Consider the following 16,378-nt stretch of genomic DNA (forward strand, 5'->3'; position numbering starts at 1 on the left):
TTTTTTAATCCTTTTTTCACATCAGAATATCCATATACAAAAGGAATAGTAAATTTTTATTATCAATTATCTTCAATAGCCTAACGAATTCTAATTAGATCCTTATGAATTCTAAATAGAGCTAAATTTTAAAAACTACACAAGTTACTTTTGCGATGATTTTTTTTATTTAAACTAACACAAACACAAATCACTTACTTAAACCTCATGATCATGAAAAATTTAAACTTTAATGAGAGGATGTTTTCTGGCATATTTAAAAAGACGTATATAATAGTCTTTTTATTGATTCTTTCTTTTTCTTCTTTTGCACAAGATAAGAAAGAAGTTGTTATAGGAACTGTAAACAGCTTCTCAGAATTAGTATTTTCGAATAAGTCAAGAAATAGCAACTTTACTATTAAACTATCCGATAAAGAATCATACAATCTTAAGATTAATGTTAAAAAGAATACTGTAGATGGGTATTTTGTAACTGGTAATGTTTTGATTAGTAGTGTTAAATCTACTGCTACAACAGAGCCTGTTTTTAGTTTTACTAAAAACGACGGAAAAATATCTGGAGAGATTATCTTTTATGATCAGAAAAAAGCATTTAAAATTTCTACCAATGATCATGGAGAAGTACTGGCGAGTAATCAAAATATTCATAGTATACTATGTGTAGATTTCGAACAAGAAAAAGCTGCTGTTAATGATGATTCTGGTGTAATTATTCCACAAAAAGCACAAATACAATTAGAGAGCCTTCCCGGAGCATCTCATGTTATCTATCTTGATTTTGATGGAGAAGTAGTGTCTGGAACTCGTTGGGCTGGAGGTAGAACTATTAATGCTCAACCAGCAGGATTTAGTGATGAAAAAATTCTTGCGGTATGGAGGATTATGGTAGATGATTTTAATCCTTTTAATATAAACGTGACGACCAGAAGAGATGTATTTGATGCTACTCCAAAAAACCAAAGAATGATGGCGATATTTACGCCTACAAACGATGCAGCTCCCGGGTCTGGAGGAGTAGCGTATCTAAATTCTTTTAGTTGGAATTCTGACGATCCATGTTGGGTGTTTAACCTGGGAACAAGAACAGCCGGAGAAACAGGGTCTCACGAGGTAGGACATACTTTGGGATTAGGACACGATGGAACAAGATCTGGAACCACATATTATTCGGGACATGGGCAGTGGAGTCCAATTATGGGTTGGAGTGCTAATAAAACATTAGGTCATTGGAGTAAAGGAGAATATAATAATGCCAATAATACTGAGAATGATTTAGCAATTATTTCAAATTCTAGAAATGGTTTTGGGTATAAAAAAGATGATCATGGAAATACTATAAATAATGCTACAGAATTAGTATCCGATACTAATGGAAATGTATCTAAAGCAGATAACGAAGGAATCATTGAAAGAACATCGGATAAAGATGTATTCTCTTTTCAAACTTCTGGAGGAGAGGTGAGTTTTTCTTTTGACCCAAATCCATACCATCCAAATTTAAATATTAAAGCAAGGTTATTAAATAGTAATGGAGAAGAAGTTACATTCTCTGATCCACAAGGCTTAAAAGCATCAATAAGTACTACTTTACAAAGTGGTAAATATTATATCGAAATAGATGGAGTAGGAGAAGGAAACCTATCTACAGGTTATTCTGATTACTCTTCTTTAGGGTTGTTTTCGATTTCTGGAAAGTATCCTAAAGAAAGTGATACAGATACCGAAGCCCCAAGTGTTCCAACAAATTTATCGGCTTCAAATGTTGAAGAAACATCATTGTCTTTATCATGGGTAGCCTCTACAGATAATGTTGGAGTAACAGGGTATGATGTATATCAGGGAGATGTAAAAATTACCAGCGTTAGTGGTACCTCTTATAATGTTACCGGGTTGACCGCAAATACTACATATGAATTTAGAGTAAAGGCTAAAGATGCTGCGGGAAATACTTCCGGGTTTAGCAATACAGTATCGGTTACTACTAAAGAAGCTACAGATACCGAAGCTCCGAGTGTTCCAACAAATTTATCGGCTTCAAATGTTGAAGAAACATCATTGTCTTTATCATGGGTAGCCTCTACAGATAATGTTGGAGTAACAGGGTATGATGTATATCAGGGGGATGTAAAAATTACCAGTGTTAGTGGTACCTCTTATAATGTTACCGGGTTGACCGCAAATACTACATATGAATTTAGAGTAAAGGCCAAAGATGCTGCGGGAAATACTTCCGGGTTTAGCAATACAGTATCGGTTACTACTAAAGAAGCTACAGATACCGAAGCTCCGAGTGTTCCAACAAATTTATCGGCTTCAAATGTCGAGGAAACATCATTGTCTTTATCATGGGTAGCTTCTACAGATAATGTTGGAGTAACAGGGTATGATGTTTACCAGGGAAATGTAAAAATTACCAGTGTTAGTAGTACCTCTTATAATGTTACCGGGTTGACCGCAAATACTACATATGAATTTAGAGTAAAGGCCAAAGATGCTGCGGGAAATACTTCCGGGTTTAGCAATACAGTATCGGTTACTACCAAAGAAGCTACAGATACCGAAGCTCCGAGTGTTCCAACAAATTTATCGGCTTCAAATGTTGAAGAAACATCATTGTCTTTATCATGGGGAGCTTCTACAGATAATGTTGGAGTAACAGTATATGATGTTTACCAGGGAAATGTAAAAATTACTAGTGTTAGTAGTACCTCTTATAATGTTACCGGGTTGACCGCAAATACTACATATGAGTTTAAAGTAAAGGCTAGAGATGCTGCAGGAAATACTTCCGGGTTTAGCAATACAGTATCGGTTACTACAAAAGAAGGAAGTACAACAGATATCTGCGAAGGCGTGCAGACATGGGTATCTGGAGTAAGTTATGCTATTGGAGATCGAGTAATTTACAGGGGTTATGTTTATGAAAGAACTGCCAACGGATGGATAAAACTAGGAAAATGTAATGCTAGTCTTTGTGAAGGAGTAGATACTTGGGTATCGGGAGTACGTTATAATATAGGAGATCAAGTAGTATATAGAGGTAATCTATGGGAACGTGGTGCAAGAAGATGGATACTTGTTTCATCTTGTAGTGAACAAGCGAACAAATTTGATTCAGTTGCTCCGCCACAAAAGATGAGTGTGTATCCTAATCCAATAAGTGGAAGTGTGCTAAATATTGTTTTTAATCCTTCTCAAGAAGCAACCTATAGTATTTATAATCTATTAGGAAAAATAGTGTCTAGTGGTTATTTTAAGTCTTCTGTACAGATAGATCATTTGCAAACAGGAACATATATCTTGAAAGTTACTTCGGATAAAACACAGCATATTACTCGATTTGTAAAAGAATAGAGAAAGATGAAAAACTAAAAAAATAGACTTTTATACTTAGGTTAGTCTACAGAATTTAAAAACAGCTATAGTTAAATGGTCGCTATAGCTGTTTTTTTTGAATTCATTTTTCAACCTTTGTATTGTGTAGTATAGTTATATTATATAAGGTTATGATTAATTTATTTTCTGTAATAAAGGGTTAAATGCTTTTGAAGCAACAATTACTTTGTCTCCCACAGTTATTGTTTTTATGTCGTCGTCTTCAGCAACTATTTTTACAAAATTTGACCCTATCAAAATGGTAACAATATAAATTATATCTTCTTTTTCAATTTGAATTATTTCTCCCGAAAATTGAAATTTCCCACTTATTTGTTTTGTAGTAAATACTTCAATAGGTTTTCCTTGTCTAATTATTTTTCCATTTTTAATACTAAATACGGTATCAGACATTTTTATGACTTCGCCTATCTCATGGCTTATAAGTATAGTAGTTAAATTAAATTGTTTATGTACTTTAAGGATATAGTCTTGCAGTTTTGTGCGCATTTTTATATCCAATGCAGAAAGAGGCTCATCCAACATTAAAATCTCTGGTTTTCTTACCAATGCCCTGGCTAAGGCTACTCTTTGTTTTTGCCCCCCTGAAAGATTTAAGGGTTTACGATCTTGTAGATCACCTAATTCGATAATATCTATGAGTTCATTAACAATTTCTTTGTCTTGTCCTTTTTCTACTGCAAAAAGAAGATTTTCTTTTACAGTCATATTAGGAAACAAGGCATAATCCTGAAACACAAATCCAATTTTTCGTTGTTGGGGTTTTAGACAAATCCCATTTTTGGTGTCAAGCCATGTGTTTTGGTTTACTGTAATCCGTCCTTCATTTGCTTGTAATAATCCGGCAATCATTCTAAGTATAGAAGTTTTACCGGCTCCAGAGTCTCCATATAACGTAACTAATTGACCTTGCTCTATATTGATGCTAATATCAAGTTGCATTGCTCCATTTGCTGCTGTTAATTCTTTTTGCAAAGCTATATGTATCATTTCCAGAATCGTTTTAAATATCCACCATTAACCAGGTATACCAGTAATAAGATGCTAAATGTAATTGCAAATAATATAAGCGAATACCAATTTGCTACATCATAATTAAGAGCCTCTACCTCATCATAAATAGCAATAGAGGCCACTTTTGTTTTTCCTGGCATATTACCACCGATCATTAATACAACGCCAAATTCACCAATGGTGTGAGCAAAAGCCAATACAACTCCTGTGAGTAATGATGGTTTTATATTGGGAAGTAATACCTTGAAAAGAGTTGTGATTTTAGATTTTCCTAAGACATAGGATGCTTCTGTTATTGATGAGGGTAAATTTGAAAATCCAGCTTGGATGGGGTGCACCATGAATGGTAAACTATAAATAATCGATGCAAGAATAAGTCCTTTGAATGAAAAAATAAGTTGTATCCCAAGATATTCATTTAACCAACTTCCAAAAGCATTTGCAGGACTAAAAGCCACTAGCATATAAAACCCTAAAACGGTTGGAGGTAAAACCAAAGGCATACTTACCAGAGTTTCTAATAATGGTTTTACTCTAGATTTTGTGTGAGCAAGCCAATAGGATAGAGGGATAGAAATAACCAATAGCAAAAGCGTGGTAACTAATGCCAGTTTAAACGTTAATACTAAAGGTTGCCAATCCATCATTCTGATAACATTATTTCGGTGGTTTTAATCATGGCTGTGATTTTTTCGCCAATTTCTAATTGTAATTGATCAACAGCATCAGAAGTAATGATTGCAGTTAGATGCCCAACAGTAGAATCAATAGTCAACGTACTTAATAATGTTCCTTTTTTTATATTAATAATCTCTCCGATAGCTTTATTCTGTATACTTAAAGAATGTTCTACCCCTTTTCCAACAATTACCTCTGTTTCTTTAAAAATCATTTTAATATGATTTCCTTGTTTTAAATAGGAAGCTGTATCGGGTGTTTCAATTATAATAGTATTAAAATTAATAGTTCCGACATGAACAGTTACCAATGATAAACTACCATTAGTTTTTATAGACATTATTTCCCCCTGTAGGACATTCATAGATCAATTTTCTTTTGTTGAATAACCAAAATTTTCGAGAATTTTTCTCGCGTCTGCAGAAGATAAAAAGTTATAAAACTTTTCTGCATCCCCTTGATTCTTTTGGTTAAGAATAACAACTCCTTGAGCAATTGCAGAGTAATCTATATCTTCTAGATCAATCCATTTGCCTTTATTGCTCATTTCTTGAGATAAAACTACGGATTTTGAAGTAAAACCAATTTCTGCCGATTTTGAAATAATAAACTGATTAGTTTGTAAGATACTTTCTCCGTATACCAATTTATCTTTTACATTTTCATAAAGGTCATGGTTTTTTAAAACTTCTATTGTAGCCAGACCATAGGGAGCCATTTTAGGATTTGCAAGCGCGATATGGTGTATCTTCGCACTTTTAAGGACTTCTAGAGATGGATCAATAGTATCAATCATTGACCACATAACCAATTTTCCATAGCCGTAGATTTTTGGTGTTTTGATAGTAAAACCTGTATCAAATAATTCTTTTGGATATTTCATATCGGCAGAAACAAATACATCAAAAGGAGCACCTTCTTTAATTTGCGCAGTTAATTTTCCTGATGAGCTTATAATAAGATCACAAGCAATACCGGTTTGATTTGTAAAAGTCTTGGATAGCTCTTTCATTGCAAATTGCATATTTGCAGCTACAGCAATAGTTAATTTTTTTTCTTGATTTTTCTGACATGCTGTTATCAAATATATAAGAAGTATAAATATTGCTTTTTTCATTTTTTGTAACTGTTCTCCTGTATTACTTTTCTGTAAAGATAACAACTCAACAAGCAATCACGTGTAGAGATCGAGTACTATCTATGTTACTTTTTTATCTAAAGTAATTTTTATAACACAAATCATGATGTGATGGTATTTCTTCATATAACTTTTATAGTATTGACCGTTGCAGTTTATTTTGCATACACATTAGGATCAAATTTCTCCATATAAATTTCTGGTTTTGGAAGCTTTGTAAATCCGTATTTTTCATATAGCCATTCGGCAGTACTTGTTAACAAAATCCAACGTCTCAAATTTTGTAAATTAGAATGTCCCATGATGGTTTCCATTAGCCATTTACTTAATCCTAATTTTCTATACTCTTTGAGGATAAAAATATCTCCTAAATAAGCAATTGTTGAATAATCCGAAATCACTCTTGCATACCCAATCTGTTTCTGCTCAGAATAAATCCCAAAATTAAGAGAATTCTCTATTGATACTTTTACTGTATCATATGAAATACCATCACTCCATCCTGATTCATTTGTTAGAAAATTATATATCAATAAAACATCCAACTTGTTCTTATCTGTTGAGATGCTGTAGTTTTCCTTAGATACTTCCATGTTTTTAGTTTTGACCTGCAATATGATCGAATCCATTACTTTTGAGGATACAAAGTACCGAAATTAAACGAAAAAGCGATTTAAGAGTGAACTTAAATCGCTATTATTTGTGTATTATTATCAAAAGAAATTTACCATTTCATTTCACCTTTAACCACTTTGGCACCCAATTGAAGCGCTATACCCAAACCTGCATTTGGATACAATTTTTGCATGGCAGCAATAAGTTCTTCAGAGTTTTTTGATTTTGCTTCTTCTTTCTGATAAGCAATCAAATAGTTTTTAGAATAGGTAATAGCATTACGATTTAAGTTTTTGTTATCTAAGGCATGTGCAGAGACAACAACTTCTGGATTAAGGCGTTCCATTTCTTCTAAAACAGATAACCAGGCAACGCGTTTTTCTGTAGTGCTCGCATCTGCTATCCATAGATGTAGATTGTCATATACATTTACACCTCCTACAATTGCTTTTAGAGATGGAATCCAGACAAATGCCCTTTCTGGAGTAGGGCCATTAAGACCTTTTATTTCTATAGATTGACCTTCGAGATCTATCGTATTTCTCTCTAATATTTCTGGAAAAACAACTTTTTTCGTTCCATTGTTTCCTAGTTTTGGACCCCAAATCTGTAATTTTTTTTCATATGTTTTTTTGATGTGGGATAGCGTATACTTGTTGGCATAAATGGTTACATCTGGGAAAGAGTTTTTAAATACTTCTAACCCAAAATAATAATCAGGATCCCCATGACTTATATAGATAGTTGTAAGATTTTTACCACTTTTTAGGATTTCTGCAACTACGTTATGTGCATCAGAAAGTGTGAATTGCGCATCAATAAGAACTGCGTCTTTTTCTCCATAAATTAAAACAGAAGCGATGTGAAAACTGTTTTCGTCTGCCCGATACACTTTGTATTCTAGGTTTTGTGCTGTACTACTCATTGTTATTGAAATTAATAGTATTGTTATTAAAAAATTGATTTTGTTCATTTTAATGTTCTTTTAAATGATGGTACAAAGTTGCATACATCAGTTTTCAAAAACATTGAACTAGTTCAATAACTATGAGTATCTTGATTATTTTTTTGAAGCGATCTTTTTTCGAATTTTACTTACAAATTCATGTGAGATTCCTAAGTAAGCTGCAATCTGTAAATTGGTAAGTTTTTGTGCTATTTTTGGATAGGTTTTAATAAAATGTAGATAACGCTCATCTGCTGTATAACAATGATTTCGTATCAACCTTCTTTGTAAAGAAACCAAGGTTTTTTGTGACATAATACGAAATAGCTTTTCCACTTTAGGCATTTGCTGATACAGTAGTTCTTTGTCTTTTTTATTGATCAATAAAACTTCACTGTCTTCAAGGGCTTGAATTGATAATAGAGCAGGAGCTTGATTTGTAAAACTATCTATGTCGGTCACCCACCAATCTTCGACAGCAAAATATAAAACATTTTCATTTCCATCATTATCTATCGTGTATACACGAAAACAACCTTTGGTTACAAAACCTTCAAATCGACATACATCACCTTGTCTAAGTAAAAAATCTTTTTTAGAAATAGTCTTTGGATAAAAGAAATGACTATAGGTCTCAAATTCTGAATCAGAAAATTGAATGTGTTTATCTATATTTTCCTTAAGAAGAGTGTATGGCATTTTCTATTTCTCGTTTACAGGTAATATCTTAAATAAATTATTTTTTAAACCCTGTGGTAAAGAGATTTCTGGCTCCTTTTATACCACATTTTTGATACGCATGATACGTTTGAGCCGCTCTTTCTTCAATTTGTTTTCCTGTCTCATTTTTAATCCAACCATCGATTGCTGACTTCAGTGTATATGCCTCGGGTGCCATTAAATGTGTAGTCCATAAAATGGGGTTTGCTTTTGCGTGTTCTATTTCTTTTGAAAAATAATTTTGACTATAACATGCCAAAACTATAACCTCCTTTTTTTTAATAACCTCTTTCTTGTATGAAATATCTACGTTAAATTCCATTAAGCCATCGTGACCGATATATGCGAGTAAATCAGAATCTCCACCAAATTTTAATGTTTCTGAGTTTACTTCGATCGAAATAGGGTTTTGAGAATTAGAGGCCAGTAGAAAATCTTCAATACAGGTTTGGATTTTTGCACCATCGTATGCATCAGCTAATAAATAAACCTTTTTGGTACTATGTTTAAATAAAACTCGATCCAGTAGTACCGGATTATCCATTTCAAAATCTTTTACTAATTTCCAGTCCTTTGCTTTAAACTTAAAGAAAGATTTTACTCCATAACCAGCACCCCAATATAAATTATGTTTTGGATCTTTTCCGTTCCCCAATTTTGCTGGAACAGGAACAATTCCTTGATTCTCATTATCACATAAAGCTACATATACATGAATAGTCTTTACCTGACTATGCATTTTAAAACATAAAAGCGAGATTAATATCAGGAAGAATATCTTTTTCATGATCGTGAATACTTATATTTTTATTTGTTGAATTTACAAACAAATTTCTTATGAGTATTTACAAAGTCTTGATTTTCATAAAAGCTATGAGCGTTTTCTCTTTTAATATTTGAGGTAACTTCAAGTTGAATTATTTCCTTTTCTTTGGCTATACTTTTGAGTTGATCTATTAGTTTTTGTCCGATTCCTAAACCACGACAACTACCTGTTACAAACATTTCCTGAATTTCGCCAATCAATCCATTATGGTGAAGTAGATTTTGAACATGACAACTTAAAAAGCCGACAATTTCATTTTCAACTATAGCTATAAGATATATGTTATGGTGATTCTTTATGTTTTCGAAAAAAATCTGTTCTTGCTTTTCTTTTTCGAAGGTTTGATTTTCTAATATTTCGATAAAATGATGAATAGATAAAAAATCAGAATCTTTAGCTCTTCTTATTTCTACTTCTTTGTTGCGCATATTCGAGTTGTTGAATAACAATCGTTAAATGTTGAATTTTATCTTATGTGTTTTTCTGTGTTAAGAGGCATAGTTTTATACTAATTATACATCGCTTTTATAGATGCCAGAGTTTTTTGAAAAGGAGAGAGATCCGACAAAGCTTTAGATACAATTAGACTTCCTTGTATTAAAATTAAGGTTTGCTCTGCTTTACTCTTTGCATCGCTTTCTGATAAACCAAATGCAATTCCTAAAGTATTAAAACCTGTAATCCATTGACTCATAATTTGACTTAATTGTTCTCCAAATAATTCGAGATTCGAGTCCATTGTTAAAGCCCTTAAAATACATGTCTTTTGGCCTCCTCCATAAAGATTATCTATGTTTATAAGTGCTTTTTCAAGTCTTTCGGATGGCAGAATATTAGTATCAGACAAAAAAGAAAGAATATTATCGGCCACCCATTTTTCTACATAATCCAGAACGACAGAGGTAATTTCTTTTTTTCCATTGGGGAAACGATGATATAAACTTGCTTTCCGTAGACCTGATGAACTAGCAAGTTCATTAAGACTAGAGCCGTCATAGCCTTTAGAACGAATAACAGACATTAAGCCTTCTAACAAATCCTGATCATTTACTTTTTGTGGTCTCATAGGGCAAATGTACAAATAAAAAATATTTTACCAAACGTTCGGTAATATGTGTTTGATTGCAATATAAAACCATATTATTTTATGTCGAAGTCTTTTATTCTATCGCTTTTAGAAGTATTTTTAGTTATTTTCAAATTTTCAAAATCCGTGTTGTCAATTATTATTTCTGCCAATTCTTCTGGTTGATTCTCTTTGATGTAAATTTTTAAGACTCAATTTGATTCATATCATTTAGTTCTTAATTTTCTTTTTGCATGTTGTAAATTTTCTTTAAATAATTTCACGTTACGGTGATTTGTTTTTTCTCCTAATTCAATTGCTTTTGAATAAGAAGTAATTGCTTCATTATAACTTTCACACACTAAAAAACCTTCGCCTAAGCTATCCCATACATTTGGTGAACTAGGATATCGTTTTGTATTTTCTTTAAAAAACTCAATTGCTAATTCACAATTATCATCAAGAAATTTATAACCTAATCTATTTATAGAATGCTCAGTGGGTTTATAATTTTTAAAAAAAGACTGTTTTAAACTGTCTGCAATTCTCTGATTTCCATTTTGGTAATAGAGGTACATAATATGTCCAATAGAAGTTTCTGATGGTAACACTTTATAGCCACATAACTCAGATAGTTTTTCAAAATAACTATTCAATGCTTTAATACCTCCATTTTTTTTAAACTCATTTAAAGAACTTCTGTCTGGGTATCCTTTCATTTTATAAATATCTTCAAGACCATGCGCTGTTAGATATAGTTGATGTATTATCTCTCTGTCTTTAATTGGACTTACATTCGAGAGAAATATAATTGTTGTACCATCATCAAATATGTTTATTGATGAGCGATGACCATGAAGAGCGCCACCATGAGTATACATTTTTATCTTGGTGTTTCTTTCTATTAGATCATCCCAATTGCGAATCCAACCATAACAATAGCCATGCTTATTTGGGGTTAACATTTTCTTGGTATAGGCAGCAGATAATAATTTGTTTGTCCTAATTGCTTCGCTCCAAATAAATAAATCATCTACTGTAGAGTGTATCCCTCCGGTAGCATATATATTAGACTGATCTCTAAACGGTACATTATTAAAGTTTCCTCCATATTTCATAAAAATCATACGAAAGGTTTCATCTTCAATAAAAGAATAACCTTTTGCAGTTTCATTTTTTATAAATTCATTAGTTTCATATCCGGTGTTTTTTAGCCCTAAAGGTTTTGTTATTTTTGTTTCAAGTAATTCTGAAAAGGGTTTTTTTGAAACTTCTTCCAAAATAGCTCCTAAGAGCATATACCCTAAGCTACTATAATAAAATGTTGTCCCTGGTGTATAGGCTAGTTTTACTTTCCCTACTAGTATTGCCAATTCTCTGGGAGTATAAGCAGTAGATATAAAAGCGTCTTGAGTTATTCCAGTTTTTAAAATACCTTCATAATGTGGTAATCCAGAAGTATGCGATAATAACTGATGAATTGTTATTTTATTACCTAATTCTTTTGGGAAATAAGGTAAATATGTTGATACAGTACCTTCTAACTTTATAACACCTTCTTCAACCAGTTGCATTACTAACATCGCTGTAAACTGTTTGGTTATTGATCCAATTGGGAATTTGGTATCTACAGTATTTGGTATATTTTGTTCTCGATCTTTTAGTCCATAAGCTTTTTTAAAGGTTATTTTCCCTTTTTTTGCAACCAGAACAACTCCGTTAAAAGGACTACTGATTTTTTTTCTTCCATTTTCAGAATACTCTTGCATTAGCGCATCTAGTGATTTTGGAGAATCACTGCATGAATTAAAAAAGAGGGTTATAATTACTATAAATAGTAGTACACGAATTGGTTTTAATGATGATTGATGAATCATATTTGTTTCATTTTGATTATTCGAAACAAATGTATAGGAGTGAAGGAGGATGTATTATGTCAGAACTATGACATTCTTATGCCATTTATTGCTAACTATAAGAAATTAGGTATAAATGACATGGTAAGAATGTTTTTATTATTTAACCGAATGGTGTTTTCAGCGATGATAAAAATGTTAATTGCTAAACAGAATAAGTAAACGATTAAAGCGATGTAGAGTCCGTTTCCAGCATTTCCTGTGATAAGGTTATTAAGGAAAACGACTAAAAAGAAGGAGAATACGGTAGCTACTGTCCAAATGATTTGAAAACTAATTATTTTACCTCCTAAGTGTTTTAAATCTTTTAATGTTCCGTTTAGTTTCCAAATCATAAGCGGAATAATGATATTACCTAAAGGGATAATTAATGTCGCTAGAATAGATAAATTCATTTTTTTAAGAATAGATATTTCATTTGCTAAATTCTGTATGTTGGGTTTTTTAACGGTCAAATTAGAAATATCTATATCTAGTTTTTTTGCTAGCGTTTGTAGCGTAAAAAGACGTGGTGTAACAGAACCTTTTTCAATTCGCTGTATGGTTCTTAGAGAAATATTTGACATTTCGGCTAATGCTTCTTGAGATAAACCTTTGGCCAAACGAGCTTCTTTAACTTTTTCTTTTACAGTTATTGTATCCATGGTGTTGTTTTAAGTCTCCTTATGTTCTTGTATCAAAAACATAGGTTTTGAAGTGACTTTTTTTAATTCTAAGCAGTTTAATTTAAGGTTTATCTGATGTTCGTTCAAATATTTTTTGTTCTTTTTTCTCAATAAAATTCTGATTTAGATAAAACTTGTGAGCAGATTTTCTTTTTACATTACATCTTACCCTGATAGTTTTATAATCATTAACGTGATTTTCTAGATGCCTGACCAAAGTACTAGCGATTCTATTCCTTCTGTATTTTTCACTAACGATAAGCCCTCCGACTTCTAAAAAGGGAGAAGATGTTAATCTAATCGAAATAAACCCATGTATATATCCAATAACTATTGTATTTAAAACAGCTACAAATGCAAAATGATCTTTATTAGAATTTATTGAAATGATCTGTTTTTTAATTAGAGATTCATCAATTTGATAGCCAAGTTGTACGGAAAGTTCAGCTATTGAAAATGCATCAGATTTTCGTAATTCTCTTATTTTAATTTCTTCAGGCATATCGTTTAAAAAAAATGTTATTTTTCTTCAAGGAATTCTCCAAGTCTATCAAAAACAGAACCCCAACCATTCATGATACCCATTTTTGTTTGTTGCTCACAATATTCTTCTGTTGGATGTATCACATTAAAAGTAAAATTAGTTTTATCTCCATTTTCCTCAAATAGAGCTTGTATTTCTACACCTTCGGTCATGGGTTTGAAGTTTGCAGATGAGCATATTTTTTCGAGCTCAACAATTTCTAAATACACCCCATCAGAAATGAATTCGTTTCCGTCTGGCATTTGCATAGCGTATTTCCACTTACCACCAACTCTAAAATCATGTTCAATTACTTTTGTGTTCATTCCTTTTGGTCCCCACCATTGAGCAATGTGTTCGGAGTGAGTCCAGGCTTCCCAAACTAATTTTATAGGTGCATTAAAGGTTCTTTTTAGGGTTACGGTTCGATTGTTTGCTTCACTTTGATTACTCATTTTCTTTATTTTTTGTTTGTAATTTGGTTAAATAATTCTCGAAAGAATCGAGTCTGTCTTCCCACAGATTTCGATATTGTTCTATCCATAAGAAAGCGGGGATAAGGTTTTTAGGTTGGATTTGGCAAAATCGCTCTCTACCTTGTTTGTTAATGGTTATTATTCCACATTCTTTCAGGATTTTTAAGTGTTTTGAAATTGCAGGACGACTAACATCAAATTTTTGGGCTACCGTATTTACGGTTAATGTTTCGTCTGCCAGTAACTCTATAATTTCTCTTCTAACAGGGTCAGCTATTGCTTGAAAGACATCTCTTCTCATGATTTTAGGTAACTGGTTGGTTACAAATATAAGCGTAATCATTCGGTTACGCAATTTTTTTACAAGAAATTGTAGTTAACGAATAGAATTTGCTAAGAAAAAGGGATAGTTAGGATAATGTGATAATCATTTTAAAATTTTGATTTTTCTTAAGAAGTTAGCAATTTCTATTCATCCATTCTTTAAAATCAACATATCCTAGTATATGATTAGGAATTGGATGTTCCTCAAGTTGTTCTTTAAGTACTGCAAAAGCTTTTCTTTTCTCTATAACATCATATTCGACAGTTTTTGATAAAAACTTTAGCACGATTTTTTCATAGAAAACTATGTTTTTCTGTTTTTTGAGATGCTTTTTCATAGAGTTTATCAAATATCTCAGCGTAAACCCATTACCAAGCTCATAGTGAACCAGTAGATTTAGCCAATAGGTATAGGTGATTAGATCTTTTCGATCTTTTTTGGTTTGATGATTAAGGATATCATTGATCCATTGTAATGCTTTTTTGTTATCTTTTTTTAAGAAGTAAATATTTGCAAACTGAAAACGAAAAGATAGCCAATAATTATTGGGGACAAGAGTTTTATGTAGCTCAATAAAATTTTGAATCTCATCAATAATTTCGTGAGTGGTATGTAGTTCTTTTAGATTCCTGTGAATTTCAAGTTCTATGTTATAGAGTCTTAGTTTTTCTTTAATCAAAGCTGCAGAGGTAGTCCCGATAGCAAGTGCTTTTTGTTTTAACAGTAAGATTCTTACAAAAGCCTCTTTATATTGTTTTTTAAATACAAGAAAACCAAGAAGATTATTGTTTACAGAAAAATACATAGCAAAGTATTCTTTTAGCAATTCAGGATTTTGTTCCCATTCTTTGATGAGATCTTCTAGAGTTTGTTTTGCTTTATCAGTATGTTTGGCAAGGAGTTGTTTTCTGTATTTATGCAGTGTTTTAAGGGTTTTGTTTTGTAACGAAACACTTTTTTTGTGTGATAATGAGAATTGAGTGGGGTCTATATTGGCTAATAAAAGACTGATATATTCATTCGTAGATTCGAGTGTTTCTTTTTGTTTTTGAATAATAGTTTTAAATGTTTCAAAATCCTGGGGATATAATGCTTGGTGCACTTTTCTTTTCCAATCTTGGATATGAAAAAGTAAAACATCTTGTTGAAAGTTTTTTGCTTTTTTTTCGGCCCGATTTAATTCGCTTAAACAAATGGTATACTGGCCTTTATGAAATAGAATTTCTACATTGCGAATAATGTCTATAAGCTCTGCGTTTTTTGAAATTCTAGAGTGATAATTCCTTAGCGATTGAAGAATACGCTGTTTTAGATAGTTTTTTATTGTCGTTAATTGTGTTACAAATGCTTTGTCTTTAAAAAGAGCTTTAATTTGTGCTTCATCATATTCTTTTTGAGCTTCTATTGCATCAAAAAGATTTAAGTATTCTGAAGATTCATTTCCTTGTGTACTTAATTTAAAATATCGCTTTTCGCTTTTACTCAATGATTGGATAAGGTAAAATAATTCTTCGTTTTTCTTCATTTTAGAAACCTATGTTTTTGTAAAAGTATAATTTTTTTGACACATAGGATCACCTACCTTTGAGATATTAGAAACCAATAAATTATAATATCATGTCAAATGCAATTAGCTGGTTTGAAATACCAAGCACTAATTTTGAAAGAGCAATACAATTTTATAATGTGCTTTTAGAAGCCGAACTGCAACCTATGGAGATGGATTTTAAAATGGCTTTTTTTCCGTATAAAGATGGAGGTGTAGGAGGTTGTATTACTCATGGTAATGGTAATAAACCTTCACAAGAAGGTACATTTGCTTATCTTAATGGAGGTGATGATTTATCTATTCCTTTGGCTAGGGTAGAAAAAGCAGGTGGGAAGATTTTAATGCCGAAAACTTCACTGGGAGAAAATGGATATATGGCGATTTTCCTGGATACCGAAGGAAATAGAGTGGCTTTCCATTCTATGAAGTAGCATTTTGTATCTCTTGTCACATTAAGTAATGTGAAAAGACTGAATGTGGCAAGAGGTATTTATTCTGTTTTTACTAATTTTAATTACTGTA

General features: G+C 31.9%; 18 protein-coding genes. 2 read left to right on the forward strand and 16 right to left on the reverse strand.

Annotated features, from left to right (window positions below; all coding sequences use genetic code 11):
* The first annotated feature begins 213 nt into the window (after nucleotides 1-213).
* A complete protein-coding gene (locus DK441_RS27045; protein WP_160112086.1) occupies nucleotides 214-3,357 on the forward strand; it encodes a fibronectin type III domain-containing protein in 3,144 nt (1,047 codons plus the stop codon).
* Between the two features lie 156 nt (nucleotides 3,358-3,513).
* Here the strand turns inward: DK441_RS27045 and DK441_RS13240 are convergent, their stop codons facing one another.
* From DK441_RS13240 to DK441_RS13315, 16 genes are all read right to left on the reverse strand, one after another.
* Nucleotides 3,514-4,389, reverse strand: coding sequence for an ATP-binding cassette domain-containing protein (locus DK441_RS13240; RefSeq protein WP_109851154.1), 876 nt, complete (start codon nucleotides 4,387-4,389; stop codon nucleotides 3,514-3,516).
* A complete protein-coding gene (modB, locus tag DK441_RS13245) occupies nucleotides 4,386-5,057 on the reverse strand; it encodes a molybdate ABC transporter permease subunit (protein WP_109851155.1) in 672 nt (223 codons plus the stop codon). Before modB ends, DK441_RS13240 begins: the two co-directional genes overlap by 4 nt.
* Nucleotides 5,057-5,455, reverse strand: coding sequence for a molybdopterin-binding protein (locus DK441_RS13250; RefSeq protein WP_109851156.1), 399 nt, complete (start codon nucleotides 5,453-5,455; stop codon nucleotides 5,057-5,059). Before DK441_RS13250 ends, modB begins: the two co-directional genes overlap by 1 nt.
* Before the next feature lie 3 nt (nucleotides 5,456-5,458).
* Nucleotides 5,459-6,208, reverse strand: coding sequence for a molybdate ABC transporter substrate-binding protein (gene modA, locus DK441_RS13255; RefSeq protein ID WP_109853513.1), 750 nt, complete (start codon nucleotides 6,206-6,208; stop codon nucleotides 5,459-5,461).
* 176 nt (nucleotides 6,209-6,384) lie between these two features.
* Nucleotides 6,385-6,822, reverse strand: coding sequence for a GNAT family N-acetyltransferase (locus DK441_RS13260; RefSeq protein WP_109853514.1), 438 nt, complete (start codon nucleotides 6,820-6,822; stop codon nucleotides 6,385-6,387).
* A 131-nt stretch (nucleotides 6,823-6,953) separates the two neighbouring features.
* Nucleotides 6,954-7,817, reverse strand: coding sequence for an MBL fold metallo-hydrolase (locus DK441_RS13265; protein WP_109851157.1), 864 nt, complete (start codon nucleotides 7,815-7,817; stop codon nucleotides 6,954-6,956).
* An 87-nt stretch (nucleotides 7,818-7,904) separates the two neighbouring features.
* Nucleotides 7,905-8,489, reverse strand: a complete 585-nt coding sequence (locus DK441_RS13270; RefSeq protein WP_106792921.1) for a Crp/Fnr family transcriptional regulator — start codon at nucleotides 8,487-8,489, stop codon at nucleotides 7,905-7,907.
* A gap of 37 nt (nucleotides 8,490-8,526) precedes the next feature.
* A complete protein-coding gene (locus DK441_RS13275; protein WP_109851158.1) occupies nucleotides 8,527-9,297 on the reverse strand; it encodes a hypothetical protein in 771 nt (256 codons plus the stop codon).
* A 20-nt stretch (nucleotides 9,298-9,317) separates the two neighbouring features.
* Complete coding sequence (locus DK441_RS13280; RefSeq protein WP_109851159.1) at nucleotides 9,318-9,764, reverse strand: GNAT family N-acetyltransferase; 447 nt, start codon at nucleotides 9,762-9,764, stop codon at nucleotides 9,318-9,320.
* Nucleotides 9,765-9,844: 80 nt separating this feature from the next.
* Complete coding sequence (locus DK441_RS13285) at nucleotides 9,845-10,402, reverse strand: TetR/AcrR family transcriptional regulator (RefSeq protein ID WP_109851160.1); 558 nt, start codon at nucleotides 10,400-10,402, stop codon at nucleotides 9,845-9,847.
* Between the two features lie 227 nt (nucleotides 10,403-10,629).
* On the reverse strand, nucleotides 10,630-12,279 hold the full coding sequence (locus DK441_RS13290; RefSeq protein ID WP_109851161.1) for a serine hydrolase domain-containing protein: 1,650 nt from the start codon (nucleotides 12,277-12,279) through the stop codon (nucleotides 10,630-10,632).
* Between the two features lie 95 nt (nucleotides 12,280-12,374).
* Nucleotides 12,375-12,962, reverse strand: a complete 588-nt coding sequence (locus DK441_RS13295) for a helix-turn-helix domain-containing protein (RefSeq protein WP_109851162.1) — start codon at nucleotides 12,960-12,962, stop codon at nucleotides 12,375-12,377.
* 82 nt (nucleotides 12,963-13,044) lie between these two features.
* Nucleotides 13,045-13,485, reverse strand: coding sequence for a GNAT family N-acetyltransferase (locus tag DK441_RS13300; protein ID WP_109851163.1), 441 nt, complete (start codon nucleotides 13,483-13,485; stop codon nucleotides 13,045-13,047).
* A gap of 17 nt (nucleotides 13,486-13,502) precedes the next feature.
* A complete protein-coding gene (locus tag DK441_RS13305; RefSeq protein WP_109851164.1) occupies nucleotides 13,503-13,961 on the reverse strand; it encodes an SRPBCC domain-containing protein in 459 nt (152 codons plus the stop codon).
* Complete coding sequence (locus DK441_RS13310) at nucleotides 13,954-14,283, reverse strand: helix-turn-helix transcriptional regulator (RefSeq protein WP_109851165.1); 330 nt, start codon at nucleotides 14,281-14,283, stop codon at nucleotides 13,954-13,956. The genes DK441_RS13305 and DK441_RS13310 overlap by 8 nt, the downstream gene beginning before the upstream one ends.
* A 157-nt stretch (nucleotides 14,284-14,440) precedes the next feature.
* Nucleotides 14,441-15,832 (reverse strand): hypothetical protein, encoded by a 1,392-nt coding sequence (locus DK441_RS13315; RefSeq protein WP_109851166.1) that lies wholly within the window; start codon nucleotides 15,830-15,832, stop codon nucleotides 14,441-14,443.
* Nucleotides 15,833-15,924: 92 nt separating this feature from the next.
* Between DK441_RS13315 and DK441_RS13320 the strand changes: the two genes are divergently transcribed.
* The gene (locus DK441_RS13320; RefSeq protein WP_025665873.1) at nucleotides 15,925-16,287 is read left to right on the forward strand and encodes a VOC family protein; all 363 of its coding nucleotides are present in this window, start codon (nucleotides 15,925-15,927) and stop codon (nucleotides 16,285-16,287) included.
* The last annotated feature ends 91 nt before the right edge of the window (nucleotides 16,288-16,378 follow it).

This window comes from Aquimarina sp. AU58, from assembly GCF_900312745.1.
Classification (GTDB): Bacteria; Bacteroidota; Bacteroidia; order Flavobacteriales; family Flavobacteriaceae; genus Aquimarina; species Aquimarina spinulae.

What these genes read in the sequence shown, in the direction of transcription:
- modB (WP_109851155.1), bottom strand. Translation starts at nt 5,057, where the DNA reads ATGGATTGGCAACCTTTAGTATTAACGTTTAAACTGGCATTAGTTACC.
- DK441_RS13270 (WP_106792921.1), bottom strand. Translation starts at nt 8,489, where the DNA reads ATGCCATACACTCTTCTTAAGGAAAATATAGATAAACACATTCAATTT.
- DK441_RS13295 (WP_109851162.1), bottom strand. Translation starts at nt 12,962, where the DNA reads ATGGATACAATAACTGTAAAAGAAAAAGTTAAAGAAGCTCGTTTGGCC.
- DK441_RS13310 (WP_109851165.1), bottom strand. Translation starts at nt 14,283, where the DNA reads ATGAGAAGAGATGTCTTTCAAGCAATAGCTGACCCTGTTAGAAGAGAA.
- DK441_RS13240 (WP_109851154.1), bottom strand. Translation starts at nt 4,389, where the DNA reads ATGATACATATAGCTTTGCAAAAAGAATTAACAGCAGCAAATGGAGCA.
- DK441_RS13280 (WP_109851159.1), bottom strand. Translation starts at nt 9,764, where the DNA reads ATGCGCAACAAAGAAGTAGAAATAAGAAGAGCTAAAGATTCTGATTTT.
- modA (WP_109853513.1), bottom strand. Translation starts at nt 6,208, where the DNA reads ATGAAAAAAGCAATATTTATACTTCTTATATATTTGATAACAGCATGT.
- DK441_RS13315 (WP_109851166.1), bottom strand. Translation starts at nt 15,832, where the DNA reads ATGAAGAAAAACGAAGAATTATTTTACCTTATCCAATCATTGAGTAAA.
- DK441_RS13290 (WP_109851161.1), bottom strand. Translation starts at nt 12,279, where the DNA reads ATGATTCATCAATCATCATTAAAACCAATTCGTGTACTACTATTTATA.
- DK441_RS13285 (WP_109851160.1), bottom strand. Translation starts at nt 10,402, where the DNA reads ATGAGACCACAAAAAGTAAATGATCAGGATTTGTTAGAAGGCTTAATG.
- DK441_RS13265 (WP_109851157.1), bottom strand. Translation starts at nt 7,817, where the DNA reads ATGAACAAAATCAATTTTTTAATAACAATACTATTAATTTCAATAACA.
- DK441_RS13305 (WP_109851164.1), bottom strand. Translation starts at nt 13,961, where the DNA reads ATGAGTAATCAAAGTGAAGCAAACAATCGAACCGTAACCCTAAAAAGA.
- DK441_RS13300 (WP_109851163.1), bottom strand. Translation starts at nt 13,485, where the DNA reads ATGCCTGAAGAAATTAAAATAAGAGAATTACGAAAATCTGATGCATTT.
- DK441_RS13250 (WP_109851156.1), bottom strand. Translation starts at nt 5,455, where the DNA reads ATGAATGTCCTACAGGGGGAAATAATGTCTATAAAAACTAATGGTAGT.
- DK441_RS13275 (WP_109851158.1), bottom strand. Translation starts at nt 9,297, where the DNA reads ATGAAAAAGATATTCTTCCTGATATTAATCTCGCTTTTATGTTTTAAA.
- DK441_RS13260 (WP_109853514.1), bottom strand. Translation starts at nt 6,822, where the DNA reads ATGGAAGTATCTAAGGAAAACTACAGCATCTCAACAGATAAGAACAAG.
- DK441_RS27045 (WP_160112086.1), top strand. Translation starts at nt 214, where the DNA reads ATGAAAAATTTAAACTTTAATGAGAGGATGTTTTCTGGCATATTTAAA.
- DK441_RS13320 (WP_025665873.1), top strand. Translation starts at nt 15,925, where the DNA reads ATGTCAAATGCAATTAGCTGGTTTGAAATACCAAGCACTAATTTTGAA.